The sequence below is a fragment of the Paenibacillus sp. MAH-35 genome (assembly GCF_058135425.1).
Map to the genome: position 1 here is coordinate 253,405 of NZ_JBYUPU010000005.1, position 17,650 is coordinate 271,054.

Sequence of the window (17,650 nt, forward strand, 5' to 3'; positions counted from 1 at the left end):
CACGCATCGTACGCAGATTGCGAATTACGGTTGCCGGCTAAAACCGAGCAGTTCCTGAAGCACAGGCGTAAGCGTATCGGCCATCCGCAGGAAGCCGAGATCGGTCGGGTGCACCCCGTCCACCGTACACTCGTAGTAGCTGTCCGTGCCGAGAAGCGCCGTGCCGTCAAAAAAGTGAATATTGGCGTCCCCTTGCCGGCGGTACGCTTCAACCGTCTCCATCTCGATCTGCATCATGTCCATTCTTTTCTGGAGCAGCGCCGGCTCGAACCGCTCGCGGCCGAACTGGATTTTGGACAGCACCAATATCGGCACGTCCGGATGAACCTCGCGGTAAACCCGGATAAATTCAGGAAGCGTCTTGCGCATCAAGTCCACTTCGCCCGCATTGGCTTCGTAATCAAGCACGAGCAGGGCCGGATCGCTAATCTCGCTCAAGACGCGGGCGACTTCCGGGTCGCCGCGGCCGTTGCCCGAGAAACCTTCGTTAATAAATTCCATCGGAATTCTGCGGCTCAAAATGTTCGTATACGCCATCCCCGGACGGGTAGCGCAGCCACCCTGCGTGATCGAGGTTCCGTAAATGATCACCTTGCGGTTATTCGCATAAGGCGCCGGCGCAATCACTTCCGCTCCCGGATCGATCCCGATTTCGACTTCCTCGACCCCTTGATACAGCGGGAAGTTCAGCGTTACGCTGCGTAGTTCCTTTTGCGGGAACTCGTACATCATTACTTCATATTCCAATTTCGTATGATCGTATCGGGATATGCTGTAAAAGTGCTGATCGCCCGTCTCGCCAAAGTATAAGTCGAATCCGCATTGGCCGGTGGACGGCATATGGTACATATTCGCCTTGCCCGACAGCTTGACGCGGATCGCCAGTCGGGCCGAGTCCGTCCGGAACGCGATCTGGCCTCCGGCTGTCGATTTCGACAGCTGCTGAACCTCCGGGCGAATCGGATAATTCGGTTGTACCGGCAGTCTCCGGTACACTTGATCCTGCTCAAACCAGGGAAAGCCGGATAAGCGAAACGGCTTCTCCTTGGGCGACATCCAGATCATCCCGAGGTTCCCCGTCTGCTCCAGCGTCATATTAGGGTCCAGCTTTTGCGCATCCACCTGATTCGTTTGCTTCGTTTGCTCCGCCATCGGTATGCGGCCTCCTTCTAACCGGATTTGCTCCGGTGATCCTTTTCTTCCCGATTTTACCACAGCCTGTCCAGGAAGTACCGTTGGGAAATATAAAAATTTTTACGGATTTCCCTACTTCTCCGCGCCCCTCATTCCGTGAAGCAGTTCGATGATATAGACGACGTTCCGGATGATATGATACGGATCTTTGACCGGCAAAGCGACGACTTTGTCGATCGGCTCGCCGCCGCGCTTGCGGATCTGAATCCACTCACCCACGCTTTCGTCCGGGTTCGGAAACGTCCGGAACGTATAGTCGTGAAGCCGGTTGTAATCGCGCAGAAAATCGTCGTCGCGCGTTAAGCTGTAACCGAGCAGCGTCGTATAGAGCGCTTCGGAATGCGGCCACCACAGCTTGTTGTCCCAGTTTTGCCGGATTTGGCCGGCCATCGCCGTATGCTCGATCCCGCTTAGGTCGCCGTGCGGCTGACCTCCGTCCTGATCGACGAAGAGAAGAAGTCCGCCGTATTCGGAATCCCAGCCCAGCTCCACCATTTTTTTCGTCGTGCGCAGCGCTTTCGGGATATAAGCGTCCAGTCCGAGCTTGCGGGCCGCATGGATGACGAACCACATATCTTCTATCGTATGACCGGGATTGCAGTACCGGCCCAGCAGCGAGTCGACCCGGCTGTTGTCCGCCGCCAGCATCTCATTCAGCACACCGTCTTCGCGCATAAAATGATACGTAATTTCATGGAGGAACATCTTCATATTGTCGCGCAAATGCTCCAGCCGCCCGCTGCCCGCCTGATCTGCAGCCGCTGCCGGAAGCGACTCCTCCGCCTCTAGCAGCTCTTGCGTCACGTTCAGCAAGATCATCGGAATGTTATGGGACTTATAGCCCTCCGGAGTCGGGTACGGAGCCATCTGATAATCGCCGCTGCGGAATCTCTCCATGACGGACCCGTACAACGTGCGGGCGAATTCGAGACTTGCGGCGTCCCCCGACTCCGCTGCGTATTTGGACAACCCCGCAATGACGAAACAATCGGCAAATATGCTGGAGTCGTAACGGTCACCCGTAGCGTTCCGCTTCGGATTGCCTTTCTTGTCCATCACAAACGTACAATTCCCGTTCTCCAGCAGACAGTGGTTCATCAGAAACCGCGCGCCTTGTCCCGCCAGTTCCAGAAACTGGATCCGCTCTTCCCTGCTGAAAGTATCTGTAGTCATCGAAGCAAGCTTCGCGTACATCCAGACGAACCGGCCCTGCGACCACGTATACTTGTCCGTCGAGACGAGGGTCGCCCCCGTGTTGTCGTAACAGTTGAAGTAGCCCCCGTCCTCCTCATCAGTAGAACGCAGCCAGAACGGCAGCAGCACCCGTTTCAGATGATCCTCATAGAAATCGTACAACTCTTGCAAGTTTCCGGCACTATACGATACGGTCATCTCTGCTCACCCAAACCCTTTCCCTGCAAGTTTCACTTTGTCTACTAGTCAAACTATCATATAACGCTTCGTTATACAACGGCATGTTCTTTGCCGGAAGTTTACCCGTACCCAAAGATCAGGAGTATACCGGAAAACCGATGTCAGATGTTAAATACTAGTAGAAACGGCCCAGGGCTTGCCCTATAATCAACATGAATTCGTACATATCTACTAGGAGTGTGAGAAAATGAAAAAAGCACTAAAATCCGTAATTGCTGCTTTATTTTTGGTTTGTTCGATGATGGTTGTATCGGCCACCGCTTTCGCCGATGCGGTTCTAGACTTCGAAGTAACGGAAGTCGGTTACGATAACGGAGTATTGAAGGCTGCAGGAGTCTTTACAAACAGCGGGGATAGAGCGATTGAGAAAGTTAACAAAGTGGATGTAAAAATCTTTTTGTACAACGACGACGGCGATTCGAAGGAAGTAGCCAACCACTACTTCACGGACTTGGCCGTGCAGCTGGCGCCAGGCGAGTCGATCGAATATACGCTGGAATTCCCTGACGTAGCGGAGTATGAGGATGCGACGCAGTGGAGCGCCGAGGAAGGCGACTGGGAGTTCACCTATCTGGATGAAGCGGTAGAAGAAGTCGTCGTGTATGAGGAAGAAGTCGTTGTCTACGAAGAAAAAGTCGTTTACGAGGAAGAAGTCGTTATCTATGAAGAAGAAGTCGTTTACGAGGAAGAAGCCGTAGTTTATGAAGAGGAAGCCGTGTATGAGGACGAAGTAGTGTACGAAGAAGCGGCCGTTGAAGAAGAAGCGGCTATACTCGACTTCCAGATTACGAGCGTATACTTCGAGGACGGCAAACTGATGGCCACCGGCAAATTCATCAATACCGGCTCCAAAAATATCGAAACTGTCGAAAGCGTATATGTGAAAATTTGGCTGTACAACGAGGCCGGCGATTCCGAGCAAGCAGCGGATCATGTATTTAGCGGCTTATCCGTTCATCTGATGCCGGGCGAAGAGATCGAATATACGCTGGAGTTCGTCGGCGTACCTGAATATACGGACGCTACCGCTTGGGACGCTTCCGAGGAAGAGTGGACGTTTACGTACTTCGAGTAAGCGCGGCGCACAATCCCACTTTCATTTCGAAAAGGCTGTCCCGGGTTACAAGTGTAACTCTGGACAGCCCTTTTCATTTATGAACAAGTTCCCGCTGAAGCTCCGAAAATCATAACGAACAGAAAACAAGCCAACTCGGGTACCAGCCCCTGTAGACTTACTCCGAACAAGCGGCGGCAACCGCATTGTGAAACAAATGTCTAAGCCGGACGACCGACCTCTCCCTGCCGTAATACACCCGGTTCGTCAGCAGGATAGCAAAGGTATCCTCCGCCGGATCGATCGTCAGACTCGTTCCGGTAAATCCGGTATGTCCAAAGGTCGCCGGCGACATCAGATCGCCGGAAGCGTCCATCGAGTCGCCCTTCAGCACCCAGCCGAGTCCCCGGTTCGCCGGCACATTCCCGGTCTGGGTACGCGTTGCCGCTTCCACCGAAGCGCGGCTGAGCAGCCGCCCCTTCTCGCCGATCCGTCCTTTCGCCAGCCACATGGCCGCATACTTTGCCAAATCCGCGGCTGTCGAGAACAGCCCGGCATGACCGCTGATCCCTCCGAGCGCGCCTGCATTCTCGTCGTGCACTTCCCCCCACTTATGCCGGCCCAGCTCCTGACTGTATTCCGTAGCAGCTATACGGGGAAGCCGGTCCGCCGCAGGCACGTAAAACGTATCGTTCATGCCCAGCGGTTCAAATACATACCGCCGCGCGGCGGTATCCAGCCGTTCCTCCAGCAAGGTCTGAACGATCTCGCCGAGCGTAATGTAGCCAAGATCGCTGTACACGACTTTCGTCCCCGGCTCGTAATTAAGCGGCATTGCAAAGATATGTGCTTTGATCTCTTCGGGCGACCAACCATGCGAATATAAGTTCGTATGAGCGATAAGTCCTGATGTATGAGTGAGCAATTGCTTGACGGTAACCGCGTCTTTGCCTTCTGCGGCGAAGGCGGGAATATACTGCTTGACCGGGTCCCCGAGGCGCAGCCGGCCGCGTTCGACTAGCAGCAGCACAAGCGGGAGCAGCGCGACAACCTTCGTTAAGGACGCGCAGTCGAATATCGTATCGCTACGGACCGGCAAGACGGCTTCACCGCCCGGCGCCGCCAGATGGGCGGAGCCGCAAGTATGCATCGCCTGAATGGCGCCGCCGCGTCCGACAGCGGCGACTGCACCCGGCGTATCTCCGCGCGCCACCGCTTCATCCACCAGCCGGAAAGCATCGGCGATTCTCTCCGGATTCATCGAAGCTGTGGAATGCGGGGGCAGATCGTTTCCGTTCGTTTGATCCATCATCACTTATCGCTCCTTTAGAGCGGTGGCGCCCTGCCCGTAAGCAGCGCACGGCCGCCCGATCGTTATTCAGCCCGGCAGCGCCAGCTTGCCCATAATCGTCTGTACCGGCGCTCCGGTTGCCGACGGCAAATTGTTCGGAATCCCGAACAGGAAATTGTTCGCGAACACCGCAAACGCCACCGCTTCCTTCGCATCGCTGGATATACCCAGCGCGTCCGACGTCGTTACCGACAGGCCGGGCAGCAGACCGGCCAGCATCGCCAGCAGCGTCCGGTTGTGCGCTCCGCCCCCGGACACGATCACTTCGGATGCGGGGCACGCTGGCAAGACGAACTCCCGGTAGCCTTGCGCGATCGAATGGGCGGTGAACGCCGTAAACGTGGCGACGATATCCGCATCGCCGAGCCCTTGGCGGCTCATCCGTTCCATCCATTGCTGCGCATACGCTTTGCCGAACAGCTCGCGGCCCGTCGTCTTCGGCGGCTGCATGGCGAAGTACGGGTGGCTCATCATCTCCGCGACGATGGCGGCGTCCGCCGTCCCTTGCGCCGCCCATTCGCCGCCGGCGTCATAGCTTTTCTCCCCGCCGGACAGCGTGTGCACGGCCTGATCGATCAGCATATTGCCCGGTCCGGTGTCGAATGCGATCACCTGCTCCGGCTGTCCGCCTGCGGGAATGCCCGCACAGTTGCCGATCCCGCCGATATTTTGCACGATCCGGCCCTTCGCTTCGTCACGGAACAAGATAAAATCGGCATAAGGCACGAGCGGAGCTCCTTGACCGCCGACGGCCATGTCTGCGGTGCGGTAATCGCCGATGACCGGCTTCCCCGTCCGTTTGGCGATTACGGAAATATCGCCGATTTGCAGCGTCGACCGGACGAGCGACCAGTCCTGTTCGTCGGCTACCGGGATATGCCATACCGTCTGTCCGTGCGAGCTGATCAGGTCGATCTCGTCCATCGGCAGCCCGGCTTCGGTGGCAGCCCGGACCGCGGCTTCGGCCAGCACATCGGCCATATAGAAGTTCATCCCGCACACTTTGGCGACATCGGAGTGATCGACGCTGCACAGCTCCTTCAGCTTCTCCCGCAGCTTGTCGTCATAAGGGACTGCCGTATACCCGACGAGTTCCGCTTTCGTCTGCAGCCCCTTGCCTTCCACCCGCACGATAGCGGCGTCGACGCCGTCCAGCGACGTACCGGACATCAGTCCGATGATGAGACGGCTCGGTTTGTTCGTCAGCTCTCCGATCATTTCGGTTCCCTCCTCCAGCCTGCCGGATAATCCCGATGAATCGTAACCGGTGTACGGCCTGTGGCCTCTATCGTTCCGGCCAACACTTTGGCAGCCGATTGCAGCGCTAGCGGGCGCGATTCGTAAGCTGCGACATAAGCCGTCACATCCGGAAACGCTGCGATATCGTAAGGGTTGCGCAGCGCTACAACGACCGGTTGTCTGCCCGCATCGATCATAGCCCGTACAAGTGCGGCCTGCTCCGGGCGCAGCGATGCATTGTACGTCCCGACGACCACTTGCCCGAACGATCCGGCCAGCACCGCGAGCTCCGCTAGCGACGAACCGACCTCTTCCAGCAGCACGCTGCGTTCTTCGACGTCAACCCCTTGCGCTGCCAGCGCCTGACCGAGCGTTACCGGCAGATCGACCGACTCATCCACCTCCGACACGGCGGCGGCCAGCACACTGATGACGAGCGTACGCTCTCCCCGGCGCAGCGGAATCAATCCCGCTTCGTCCTTGATCAGCGTCAGGCTCGCTTCGCTGATCCGCTGCGCCGTCTCCAGATGCTCGCGGCTGCCGACGCTGCGGAAAGCCGAGCCCGCGTAATACGACTCGTCTGCAATCGTTACGACCGACTCTGCAGTAATACCGCGCTTCTCTTTCATCGCAAGCAGGCGGCGGGCCGATTCGGTAATGCGCGCTTCGCTAATCCGCCCCGACTCTACGGCGGCGACCAGCGCTTCGATCGCTCCCTCCTGTAAATCGTGGCGATGGCTGATCAGCACGCAGTCCGCCCCCGCTTCGACCGCCATAACCGCCGCATCCACGGTGCCGTAATGGTCGGCGATCGCTTTCATCTCCATGCAGTCGGTCATGATAACACCCTCAAACCCGAGCTCCTCGCGCAGCAAACCGGTGAGCACGTTGTAAGACAGCGTAACCGGCAGCTTTTTCGTCTCGAACGACGGGAAGTAGATATGCGAAGACATGATCGCATCGATTCCGGCCGCAATCGCCCGGCGAAACGGCACCAGCTCCACTTCGTTGATGCGCTCCCGCGAATGCCCGACCGTCGGCAGATCGAGATGGGAGTCGACGTTCGTATCGCCATGGCCCGGAAAATGCTTAGCCGTTGCCGTTACGCCTGCTTCCTGCAAGCCGCGGACGGCCATCGCGCCGTACTCGGCCACGAGCTCCGGCGACTCGCCGTACGAGCGGACGCCGATAACCGGATTCGCCGGGTTGACGTTCACATCGAGCACCGGCGCATAGTTCAGGTTCACGCCCAGCGCAAGCAGCTCCTCAGCGGTAATCCGCGCGGCATCGTAGGCGTTCTGCGGCTCTCCGCCCGCTGCGATCGCCATATTGCCTGGCATTAGCGCGACGCCTTCGGTCAGCCGGGCGACCATGCCGCCCTCCTGATCGATCGCGATCGTCAGCGGAGGCTGACCGGATTTCAGCGCGATCCGCTGAAATTCGGCGTTCATCGCAGCCACTTGTCGGGTATCGCGCACATTACGGGCGAACAAAATGATTCCGCCGATATAACGGTCCCGGATCATCCGCTCGATATCCGCTCCGGGCTCATATCCGTGAAAACCGCAATGAATCATCTGCCCGATCTTCTGGCGCAGCGTCATGGCCGAGACAGCCGCCTCGACCCGCGACGCTTCCGTATCTCTATGCTCCGCGGCGCCGTGTTCCGGCGCACGTTTCGTATTCGTGTTCAACGTATGTCTCCTCCTGTGTCCGATGCATTCCGTTTCTCTCTCTATAAGCGGAACGAAAGTCCGCTCCATTCCAGTAACAAGCAGATGTTTCGTTTAACATCTCTATCTCTGTCACTGTCCGGGAACCGACAAGGCGTCAAGCCGCTCTCCCGCACTAGGGGACAAGCCGGCATACGATCCCGTTTTGCCGTTATCGCCTTCGTCCTCCTCCGGCTTCGCCAGCAAGTTGGCCGTCACCAGATTCGAATAGATCGCGTACATCCCCAAATAAAGCGCGGCAAAACCGATCACGGTCAACCCGAGCAGCACCGTTACGCTGAGCAGTTGAACAAACGCGCCGACGGTGTAGCCCGGATGGGCCAGAAACAGTTTGACGCTCCGGCCCATCGCCGTAAATACGCCCAGTCCCTGCTGCACGATCAGCGGCAGCGCATACAGCTGCGAGACGAGCACCATGGCCACGAAGTACGTCTGGAACACGGCCAGCGCAAAATAAAGCATGCCCGGCTTGCCTCCGTAATACCACCAGGTCGAGACGATGATGAGGATGAAGATCGAGGTTGCAAAGGCGATGACGAACGAGGGGAGAGCGAACTTCCAGGCGCCGGCGAACAGCGCGGACACCTTCGGCCGCTCCCCCTTCATCATCCGGTGGGTGGCATGCAGCGCTCCGGCGCATAGCGGAACGATCACGAATGGCAGCACGAACAACGAGATGCCGACCGGTAAAAAAAAGACGAACGGAACGAGCACAAGCGCCCCCATGATACTGAACAGGGCAACGGAAATAATGTCCTGGTAGATCCGCTTCCCCGATTGGATGACAATCTCGCTCAATTTGCGCATCTCGATTCCTCCTTGAACCTGTATACTTGCTTCCGATGAAACCGGTTGCCCGTTCTTACACCCGGATGACCGAAAATAAGAGTGGAGATCCACCCTTATTTTCGCATCGGTTTCTTTTCTTCTATACATCTTCATCTAAGAGCAACCGGATCAGAATACAATGCGCTGCTCGGTCTTCGGATCGAAGAAATGCATCTTGCTTCTGTCGAAGACGAACGTCATCATTTGTCCGAGGCGGACGTCCGTCTCCGGATTCACCCGCGCGGTTACCATTCTAGAGCCGACCCGGAAATAAAGCAGCGTCTCCGCACCCAAGTTTTCGATCACTTGAACGGTAGCCTGCATCGTATTTTCTTTGGATACTCCCATCTTCTCTGCATAGTATTCGTCATAGATGTGCTCCGGACGGATGCCAAGCGTTAATTCTTGGCCTTCGTAAGGCTGCAGCGCCTTCGCCATCGCGTCGCTCAGCGAGAAGGCGACCCCTTCGAGTTGGGCTTTGCCGCCTGCGATCCGGGCGTCCATGAAGTTCATCGCCGGGGAGCCGATGAAACCGGCCACGAACATATTTTGCGGCTCGTTGTACAGCTTGGCCGGGGAGGCGATCTGCTGGATGCTGCCTTTGTTCATCACGACGATCCGCTCGCCGAGCGTCATCGCTTCCACCTGGTCGTGCGTCACGTATACGATCGTAGCGCCCAGCCGCTTGTGCAGCTCGGACAGCTCGACGCGCATCTGTACGCGCAGCTTGGCGTCCAGGTTCGAGAGCGGCTCGTCAAACAGGAATACTTGCGGGTCGCGCACGATCGCTCGCCCTACGGCCACACGCTGACGCTGGCCGCCGCTAAGCTCGCGCGGCTTGCGGTCGAGCATTTCGGAGAGGCCGAGAATGTTCGAGGCGTCCTGCACCTTTTTCTCGATTTCCTCTTTTGGACGCTTCAGGTTTTTGAGTCCGAACGACAAATTTTCCTTGATCGTCATATGCGGATACAACGCGTAGTCCTGAAATACCATCGCGATGTCGCGGTCTTTCGGATGAAGGCTGTTGACGATTTTGTCGCCGATGACGATGTCGCCGCTCGATTGCCGCTCCAGACCTGCGATCATGCGCAGCGAAGTCGTTTTGCCGCAGCCGGACGGACCGACGAATACGACGAATTCTTTATCTTCAATGACGAAATTGGAATCGGATACCGCCGTGAACGTCCCCCGTTTTTCGTCGTGATATTCTTTGACCACATGTTTGAATTCGACTCGTGCCATATGTGTTCCCTCCTGAACCTCCTAAGCTTGCATTACCCTTTGACAGCGCCAATCGTAATTCCTTGCAGGAAATATTTCTGAAGCGCGAAGAACAAAATCATCATCGGCAGCGCGCCGACCGTAGCTCCGGCCATAATCGCGCCGTAATCCGTCGCCTCCGCGAAACGGAAGCTGGCCAGTCCCACCTGGATCGTGCGCATTTCGTTCGATTGCGTAACAAGCAGCGGCCAGAAGAAATCGTTCCAGTTGGCCACGAACGTGAAGATCGCCAAAACCGCCAAGCCCGGCTTAGCCATAGGCAGTATAATTTTCGTGAAAATGCCGAACTCGCTGCAAGCGTCGATCCGAGCGGCATGAATAAGCGAAGTAGGTAGCGTCGACATGTACTGCTTCATCAAGAAAATGTTACCGACGGTCACGATAGACGGAAGAATGATGGCCGTATACGTATCGGCCAGGTCGAACACGTTGATTACCAGGACGTACAAAGGAATAAGCGTAACTTGAGCCGGAATCATCATCGTGCTGAGCAGCACCCAGAAAATCGAGTTGCGGCCCGGGAACTTCAGCTTCGCGAACGCATATCCGGCCAGCGATGCGAAGAACAGGTTGGTTACGGTAATGACAGCCGATACGAGCAGCGAGTTAAACAGCCAGCGCAAAGCTTTCGTTTTGAGGAAAAACCGCTCATAAGGGGCCGTGGACCAAATTTCCGGCCACATCTGCGGACGGAACGATGCGGAAGCCTGCGAATCCTGGAACGAACCGATAATCATCCAATATAACGGGATCACCGTAATCAGCACCCAGAGCATCAGAACGGCCGCCGCGATGCTAATGAATATGACCTTAGCTTGCTTGGACATAGCGACCGCCTCCTTAATATTCGATGTCCGACGAGAAGTATTTGAACTGAATGACCGATACGATAATGATCAGACCGGCAAGCACGAACGACTGCGCGGAAGCGAGTCCGAAGTCGTAGAAGACGAAGGCCGATTCATAGATCAAATACGCGATCGTCGTCGTGGCGAAATTCGGTCCGCCGGATGTCATCAAGTATACGCTGATAAACACCTGGAACGACGTAATGACGCCGGTAACCGCCAAATAAAGCGTCGTGGGCTTCAGCAGCGGCCACGTGATTTTGCTGAACTTCGCCCAGCCGCTTGCATGGTCGATATCCGCCGCTTCGTACAGCGATTTCGGAATGCCGCCCATCGCGGCGAGGTATAAAATAATGCCGCTGCCGTGCGCACCGAGATAACTCATCAGCATAAGCGAGAACAGCGCTTTGTTCGATTGGCCGAGCCAAACGACCGGATCGAGCCCGAACAGACCGATGACCCGGTTCATAAGACCGGATGCGGTCGGATCGAAAATCGCCAGCCAGACGAGCGAGATCGTAACGCCCGACGCAACGGCCGGCAAATACAAGGAAGCTTTAAAAAACGTCTGCCACGAGTTTTTCATCTGGAAAATAAAAAACGCGAGCACAAATGTGATGATGATATTGATAGGAACTGTCCCGATTGTGAAAATGACGGTGTTTTTGATCGATTTCCAGAACACGTTGTCCGAGATCATGTACGAATAGTTGTCGAAGCCGATCCACTTGGACTGCATGACGTTATACTTCTGGAAACTCATCAGAAACGCCGAGAAAACCGGATATAACGTAAACACCAAAAACAACAGCACCGGGGCCAAAATGAACAAGTACGCCCAGCCGTAATCTTTCCAGAACTGAACGAACTTCGTATTTGGCGGCTTTGGACCCGGAATCGCTTGAGCCGAATGGTTATCCATCGCTGTCCTCCTGACTGCAAAAAGCATACGTTCGCCCTGCCGAGAGCGGGCGGTTTTACCAATGATGGTTCGCGAGGCGTTAAACGGAACGCCCCATATGCTGCCATACAGGGCGTTCCAACTGTTAACGCTCGTTTGCGGTTTGCGAGGCTTATCGCAGCATTTGCTGCCCTTTCGTTTTCAGATCTTCCGCTACCGCTTCAGGCGTTTTCTCGCCGGCCAGCAGCGCTTGGAAGTTCGGCTTTTGCACTTGCTCGCGGTATTGCTTCAGCTTGGCCGCTTTGTCCACGTCGATGGTGAGCGCTACTTGCGGAGCAAGCGTTTCACGCATTTTTTTGGATACGTTAAAGTTGACTTCTTTCGCCAGTCCTTTGCCTTCGAACGCTTTGGCTTGGGACGTCCGTACGAACGGCAGGCACAATTCGTTAGCGGAGTTGCCCGCCAGCGCGCCGGTCAAGGAATCCAGAACAAGGAACGTATTTTTCTTGTGCTGCTCGTTGGTTTGTCCTTTTTGCGTAAATGCGATGTAGCCTTCTCCGCCGCCTGTCGTCACGCCATAGCCGGAAACGGCCGGGGAATGAGGAACCGGAAGCTGGATGTACTCGATTTTCTCGCCTTTTACTTTGCCGGCGTCGATATCTTTGTTGCGGTTGGCGATCATCACGTCGTAATACGGGATCGCTTTGGAAATAATAGCGGCTTGTCCCGCGTAGAACATTTCCGTACGTTTCGCAGGAGCGAGCGCCACGGTTTCTTTCGGCATATAGCCGTCTTTTACGAGCGTGTTGATGAATTTCAAAGCATCGGTAATTTTATTGTCGTTCCAGATGAAGTTGCCCTTCTCGTCAACAGCGTCAACCAGTCCTGCATTGCGAGTAACCATGTCGAGGAAGTCCAGGGACGTTCCGTCCGTTACAAGCGCATATTGCTGAGTGCCGTCAGGCAGCGTTTTGTTCAATTTCTTGGAAACGCTCAGGAACTCTTCCCACGTCCAGCCGTTGTCCTGAATTTTCTTGTAATCGATGCCCGCTTCGTCCAGAATGCGCTTGTTTGCGCCCCATCCCCACAGCGACTGGTACAACGGCAAGCCGTATTGTTTGCCGCCGAACTTCATCGTGTCCAGCGTGCCCGGGAGGAAGTCCTTCTTGATCTCGTCGGTCAAGTAGCTGTCGATCGGCAGCGCGAGACCTGTATTTACGTATTGGCCGTTCATACCGCCGAAGTACAGATCGGGTGGGTTCCCCGCATTAAGAGCGACGTCGAATTTCTTCGGACCTTCCGCCCAAGACAATACTTCGTACTCCACTTTAATGTGAGGATATGTTTTATTGAATTCGGAAATCAGCACTTTTATGTCGTCTTCATATTTGCCGTGAACGGGATAGGTCCACACCTTAACGGTATCCGGCGTTGTATCTTGCTTCTGCTCTGTGTTACCGCCCGCCCCGGGAGCCGGCTCTTCTTTTTTGCCGCATGCGGCAGCTACGATGACGAATACGAAAATCATCGCGATGGAAAGCCACTTGTTGAACTTCATTTCACGTTCCCCCTTGTAAAATGGTCGTAGTATTAGCTTCGGCAGCCTCCGTTGTAGTTTGCATCGCACTCGGCATGTTATTCATAAATGTTTCCCGGGCATCCTAAAGATAACGGCCGATCGAACCGCTCTTCTTAAAATCGAGGCTCGGAGACTTCTATGCCGGCCTACGCGTACGTCCATGCTGGACGCTTTCAGCGGGTCATTGCTGCCATATGGATGTTATCGCTTCCACATTTTTTATTATATCGCCTAGGAAATAATATTTCAACAATTTTTTAATATACGATAAATTTTATTTACAAAATCATGACATTCTCTTATACTTGAACTATTCCGCTGGATATACAGGGGAGTGTTTGTCTATAACTCCGATCAGGAGTCGCTTAACAGTCAGGAAATCATGTTTCCTATGAAGCCGGACCATACTACGTGTAACGCAAATCCAATCGCAGCAACTTCGACGCCGGCTGATCCGGCTGCACCGGGAGCGGAACTTATTTCCTCTCTATTTTTGCGGATAACCGCATAACCTTTTCTTTAGAGAACAACCTTACAACATTTATGTAAGCGGGTGAGCACGGTGCGGTACGTAATAGGAATCGATGGTGGAGGCACCAAAACAGAAGCGGTCGTTCTGACCGAGCAAGGTCAGGAATGGGGAAACTTAACGGTGGAATCGACCAATCCCCACGCCGTTTCCTTCGAGCAGGCCACGCGTAATATGGGCTTGCTGCTGGATCGGGTATTTTCCCTCCGCGAGACGAAGGGCATGGAATGTGCCGCCGTCTGCCTCGGCCTCGCCGGCGTGGATACGGAGGAAGAACGCGGACGGTTTCTTTCCTTTATGGAATCGTACCGGAATGAAAATCAATTGCCGTTCCGCACCTTTATGAACAATGACGCGCAAATCGCGTTAATGGCGACGCTTCAGGACGATCGCGGCATTATCGTTATATCCGGCACCGGGTCGATCGTTTTCGGCCTCACCGGAGACCGCCGGAAATTCCGCGTGGGCGGCTGGGGGCATTTGCTGGGCGACGAAGGCAGCGGCTATGATATCGGGATTCGTACACTGCGCGCGGCCATGCGGAGTCATGACGGAATCGAGCCTCCGACCTTGCTGACCGAGAGCATCGTTCAAGCATACGGGCTAAGCGCAATCACTGATCTGCGGACGTACATTTACCAGCCGCATCTGAAAAAGCACGATATCGCCAAATTCGCCGAGCTCTGCATCCGGGCCGACGAAGCGGGCGATGTGACGGCGGGCAGCATTCTGGATGCCGCAGCTATGGATCTTTCCGTGTCGGCTGCAGCGCTTGTGCGAAAAGATCCATGGTTCGAGCGGTGCGATCTCGTCACCACAGGATCGATCTTTACTTATTCCAAGCGGTTTGCTGGTACGTTCCGGGACGGCCTCGGCCGATTTTATCCGCACGTATCGCTCCATCCGTCCGCCAGGAAGCCGGCTTACGGCGCTGCGCTTCTAGCCTGGCGGCAGCTGGGACAAAACCAATAAAAGGGGCCATCTTCATGAGCAATTTGCTGAACGAACTGACTACCGAACAAGCGAATGAGCGGACGAGAGAAATCGACCGGCTGCCGACGGAAGACATCGTCAAGCTGATCAATCAGGAAGATCGCTTGATCGCGGAGGCGCTTCGTCAGTTGACTCCGCAAATCGCTGCGGCGGCCGACCTGATCATTCAATCGTTCCGCAGCGGCGGCAGACTTCTCTACGTCGGAGCAGGAACGAGCGGAAGGCTCGGCATCCTGGACGCCAGCGAATGTCCGCCGACGTTCGGCACTGATCCTTCACTTGTAGTAGGCATTATCGCCGGCGGGTCCGCCGCGATCCAAACCGCGGTGGAAGGCGCCGAGGACAATGTGGAGCTGGGCGCTTCCGATATGGATGAACACGGAGTCGGACCTCACGACACCGTCGTAGGCATCGCCGCCAGCGGCCGGACGCCTTATGTGCTGGGCGCCATGAAACGGGCCAAAGCGCTGGGCGCTTCCGTCGTAGGCTTGTGCAACAACCACCATACGCCGATGGTCGATATCGCCGATCTGATGATCGAAGCGGTCGTCGGACCGGAAGTTATTCTCGGTTCCACCCGGTTGAAGGCGGGAACAGCCCAGAAGCTCGTCCTGAACACGCTGACGACGACGGCGATGATCCGGATCGGCAAAGTATACGGCAACCTGATGGTCGACCTGCAGCCGTCCAACGAGAAGCTCGTCTACCGGGCGAAGCGAATTATCGGCATGGCGACGCAGGCGACGCAGGATAAGATCGACGAAGCGTATCGCTTGTCCGGCGGCCATGTGAAGACGGCCATCGTAATGATCCTCGCCGGCGTGGACAAGGATGGAGCGGCTGCGCTCCTCGAGCAAAGCGGCGGATTCGTCCGCGGCGCCGTCCAGCCGACAGCAGGCCGGGGCGAATGAGGGGTTAATGGTTAATGGTTAATGGTTAATGGTTAATGGTTAGGCCGCGTTAAATCGCGATTCATCGCGATTTAGCGCAAGTCATTGCGATTTAGCGCAAGTCATTGCGATTTAGCAAGCATTGCGATTTAGCAAGTCATTGCGATTTTGCAATTGTGATTTAACGCAAGTCACTGCAAACTAATTTCAAGCCATTCCAAAAAGTCGAAAGAAATCAAGTAATCCATTAATCCAGTACTCGAATCAATCGCAAGCAATCGAATAACCGCCGGTTTACCGCATAAACCGAAACGGAACCTGCTCCCACTTTTGGTGGGGGAAGGTTCTTTTTTACGGGACAGCTTCTGTCCGGCCTGGGCGATCGAATCCGCTGCCTCATGGGTCCTCTCGCCACGTCATTGACGCCTAGCACTGACGCTTCTACCCTCCCTCCCCATTTTATTCCTTCCCCCTCACATTTGTTGCTATTTCCTTGTTCAGTTCTTCCCACAAATTGGGTAGAGGAAGTTTTACTTCCGTTAAATCATCAGCGGAGCTTTTTTATGGTCTATAGCGGAAGTTTTAGTTCCTTTATATTGACAAAATCCCCATATTCCCTCCCAATCTCCGCAAATAACGGAAATAAAAGTTCCGCTATCCGCTGCTCCCGACGGCTTCAGGCACAATAGCGGAAGTCTCTCTTCCGGTAATCCCATCCCCCCTACAAAAATAGTTTCTTGCTGTCCTCATTCAGCATGTAGGTGCGAATCCGCTTACCGCCGGATACCGGCACCAGAACTCCGTTGCCCAATAGACGGTGGAGTAATGTTCTGGTTTGCCGTTCGCTGACACCCGCCGCTGCGCTGGCCTCGGCCGGGGAGAACGGGGCTTGCCTGCCGATCGCATACCGGACGATTTTGTGCTCCGTGGCGGTCAAAGCTGCCGGCTGTCTGCCGCTGCCGAACCAACTCCCGATCAGTTGCTGAATGAGCTGCTGGCAGCGCCTCGGCTTCTCCGCTATATCGTCGTAGGAGAACCGGATGACACGCCATCCGTCGATTATCAAATGATTTTGCCGCATCAACTGATCGGCAAACTGCCATCTAGATAGGTCCCGCGAGTGCGGACCGTATCCATCGATTTCGAAGCATATCCTCAGCGGGAAACGGATATACGCAAAGTCGAGAAATCGCGTGCCGTCCTTAAAATCGGACACTTCATACTCCGGATGCAAATATTCAAAGCTGCCGATCGCAGGCCACCATACCTCCTGTAAAAATAACCGTTCCGAGTGTCCAAGCCCGGCGATCCGCCGCTTTCTTTCTTCAGCGTTTTCACAGCGTACATGGTAGTCAACAAATGCAGCAAATTGTTTGTCAAAAACCATGCTCCTCCTCCCTTCACACTTCTCTCTAGTCCGAAAAATGCAAAAAACCGCTTCACCCCGTACATGTTACGGAATGAGGCGGCGTATGCTTTACGACCGGTCAGAAGTCAGATTAGTACTATCTTACAGGAATTGGTACGAGATAACAACCACTATTCTGTATAAGTTTAACTAATGAAAGTTGAAGTCCATTTCGTTGCCAAGAAATTACTTGAAGCTTCAGAATCTTGAGTGTCTCGGATTGGATTGGCCTTCGGACGGTTGACACCGGGAGCCTATCCTTCCGAAGCAGCTTTCTGACGAAAGCTCTTAGCCTATCCTTCCGAAGCAGCTTTCTGACGAAAGCTCTTAGCCTATCCTTCCGAAGCAGCTTTCTGACGAAAGCTCTTAGCCTATCCTTCCGAAGCAG

At 55.2% G+C, this 17,650-nt stretch carries 14 protein-coding genes; 3 read left to right on the forward strand and 11 right to left on the reverse strand.

Going from position 1 to position 17,650, the window contains the following annotated elements:
• Window positions 1-24 precede the first annotated feature (24 nt).
• Window positions 25-1,152: an SGNH/GDSL hydrolase family protein gene (locus tag AC3Y2E_RS07635; protein ID WP_379208791.1), complete on the reverse strand. Its 1,128-nt coding sequence runs from the start codon at window positions 1,150-1,152 to the stop codon at window positions 25-27.
• 114 nt (window positions 1,153-1,266) lie between these two features.
• A complete protein-coding gene (locus AC3Y2E_RS07640; RefSeq protein ID WP_379208793.1) occupies window positions 1,267-2,586 on the reverse strand; it encodes an AGE family epimerase/isomerase in 1,320 nt (439 codons plus the stop codon).
• A 229-nt stretch (window positions 2,587-2,815) separates the two neighbouring features.
• On the opposite strand from AC3Y2E_RS07640, the gene AC3Y2E_RS07645 reads away from it, so the two are divergent.
• Complete coding sequence (locus AC3Y2E_RS07645) at window positions 2,816-3,703, forward strand: hypothetical protein (protein WP_379208795.1); 888 nt, start codon at window positions 2,816-2,818, stop codon at window positions 3,701-3,703.
• Window positions 3,704-3,860: 157 nt separating this feature from the next.
• Here AC3Y2E_RS07645 and AC3Y2E_RS07650 read toward each other — a convergent pair whose 3' ends face one another.
• The 8 genes from AC3Y2E_RS07650 to AC3Y2E_RS07685 all read right to left on the reverse strand — a co-directional run bounded on the left by AC3Y2E_RS07650 (window position 3,861) and on the right by AC3Y2E_RS07685 (window position 13,421).
• Window positions 3,861-4,994, reverse strand: coding sequence for a serine hydrolase domain-containing protein (locus tag AC3Y2E_RS07650; RefSeq protein WP_379208797.1), 1,134 nt, complete (start codon window positions 4,992-4,994; stop codon window positions 3,861-3,863).
• Between the two features lie 66 nt (window positions 4,995-5,060).
• A complete protein-coding gene (locus tag AC3Y2E_RS07655) occupies window positions 5,061-6,251 on the reverse strand; it encodes an anhydro-N-acetylmuramic acid kinase (protein ID WP_379208799.1) in 1,191 nt (396 codons plus the stop codon).
• Complete coding sequence (nagZ, locus tag AC3Y2E_RS07660; protein WP_379208801.1) at window positions 6,248-7,966, reverse strand: beta-N-acetylhexosaminidase; 1,719 nt, start codon at window positions 7,964-7,966, stop codon at window positions 6,248-6,250. The genes AC3Y2E_RS07655 and nagZ overlap by 4 nt, the downstream gene beginning before the upstream one ends.
• A 111-nt stretch (window positions 7,967-8,077) precedes the next feature.
• On the reverse strand, window positions 8,078-8,812 hold the full coding sequence (locus AC3Y2E_RS07665; protein WP_379208804.1) for a DUF2189 domain-containing protein: 735 nt from the start codon (window positions 8,810-8,812) through the stop codon (window positions 8,078-8,080).
• 150 nt (window positions 8,813-8,962) lie between these two features.
• On the reverse strand, window positions 8,963-10,075 hold the full coding sequence (locus AC3Y2E_RS07670; protein WP_190931848.1) for an ABC transporter ATP-binding protein: 1,113 nt from the start codon (window positions 10,073-10,075) through the stop codon (window positions 8,963-8,965).
• Window positions 10,076-10,107: 32 nt separating this feature from the next.
• Window positions 10,108-10,941, reverse strand: coding sequence for a carbohydrate ABC transporter permease (locus AC3Y2E_RS07675; RefSeq protein WP_190931847.1), 834 nt, complete (start codon window positions 10,939-10,941; stop codon window positions 10,108-10,110).
• A 13-nt stretch (window positions 10,942-10,954) separates the two neighbouring features.
• The gene (locus AC3Y2E_RS07680; RefSeq protein ID WP_223837130.1) at window positions 10,955-11,884 is read right to left on the reverse strand and encodes a carbohydrate ABC transporter permease; all 930 of its coding nucleotides are present in this window, start codon (window positions 11,882-11,884) and stop codon (window positions 10,955-10,957) included.
• A 151-nt stretch (window positions 11,885-12,035) separates the two neighbouring features.
• Complete coding sequence (locus AC3Y2E_RS07685) at window positions 12,036-13,421, reverse strand: ABC transporter substrate-binding protein (RefSeq protein ID WP_190931846.1); 1,386 nt, start codon at window positions 13,419-13,421, stop codon at window positions 12,036-12,038.
• Window positions 13,422-14,004: 583 nt separating this feature from the next.
• Between AC3Y2E_RS07685 and AC3Y2E_RS07690 the strand changes: the two genes are divergently transcribed.
• Window positions 14,005-14,943, forward strand: a complete 939-nt coding sequence (locus AC3Y2E_RS07690; RefSeq protein WP_379208808.1) for an N-acetylglucosamine kinase — start codon at window positions 14,005-14,007, stop codon at window positions 14,941-14,943.
• A 14-nt stretch (window positions 14,944-14,957) separates the two neighbouring features.
• Window positions 14,958-15,875 (forward strand): N-acetylmuramic acid 6-phosphate etherase, encoded by a 918-nt coding sequence (gene murQ / locus AC3Y2E_RS07695; RefSeq protein WP_379208810.1) that lies wholly within the window; start codon window positions 14,958-14,960, stop codon window positions 15,873-15,875.
• Window positions 15,876-16,575: 700 nt separating this feature from the next.
• Here the strand turns inward: murQ and AC3Y2E_RS07700 are convergent.
• Window positions 16,576-17,241: a DNA-binding response regulator gene (locus tag AC3Y2E_RS07700; protein ID WP_379208813.1), complete on the reverse strand. Its 666-nt coding sequence runs from the start codon at window positions 17,239-17,241 to the stop codon at window positions 16,576-16,578.
• Window positions 17,242-17,650: the final 409 nt, after the last annotated feature.

Excerpts from the sequence above, each read along its gene's own strand:
- AC3Y2E_RS07635 (WP_379208791.1), bottom strand. The coding sequence starts at position 1,152 with ATGGCGGAGCAAACGAAGCAAACGAATCAGGTGGATGCGCAAAAGCTG.
- AC3Y2E_RS07640 (WP_379208793.1), bottom strand. The coding sequence starts at position 2,586 with ATGACCGTATCGTATAGTGCCGGAAACTTGCAAGAGTTGTACGATTTC.
- AC3Y2E_RS07645 (WP_379208795.1), top strand. The coding sequence starts at position 2,816 with ATGAAAAAAGCACTAAAATCCGTAATTGCTGCTTTATTTTTGGTTTGT.
- AC3Y2E_RS07650 (WP_379208797.1), bottom strand. The coding sequence starts at position 4,994 with ATGATGGATCAAACGAACGGAAACGATCTGCCCCCGCATTCCACAGCT.
- AC3Y2E_RS07655 (WP_379208799.1), bottom strand. The coding sequence starts at position 6,251 with ATGATCGGAGAGCTGACGAACAAACCGAGCCGTCTCATCATCGGACTG.
- AC3Y2E_RS07665 (WP_379208804.1), bottom strand. The coding sequence starts at position 8,812 with ATGCGCAAATTGAGCGAGATTGTCATCCAATCGGGGAAGCGGATCTAC.
- AC3Y2E_RS07670 (WP_190931848.1), bottom strand. The coding sequence starts at position 10,075 with ATGGCACGAGTCGAATTCAAACATGTGGTCAAAGAATATCACGACGAA.
- AC3Y2E_RS07675 (WP_190931847.1), bottom strand. The coding sequence starts at position 10,941 with ATGTCCAAGCAAGCTAAGGTCATATTCATTAGCATCGCGGCGGCCGTT.
- AC3Y2E_RS07680 (WP_223837130.1), bottom strand. The coding sequence starts at position 11,884 with ATGGATAACCATTCGGCTCAAGCGATTCCGGGTCCAAAGCCGCCAAAT.
- AC3Y2E_RS07685 (WP_190931846.1), bottom strand. The coding sequence starts at position 13,421 with ATGAAGTTCAACAAGTGGCTTTCCATCGCGATGATTTTCGTATTCGTC.
- murQ (WP_379208810.1), top strand. The coding sequence starts at position 14,958 with ATGAGCAATTTGCTGAACGAACTGACTACCGAACAAGCGAATGAGCGG.
- AC3Y2E_RS07700 (WP_379208813.1), bottom strand. The coding sequence starts at position 17,241 with ATGGTTTTTGACAAACAATTTGCTGCATTTGTTGACTACCATGTACGC.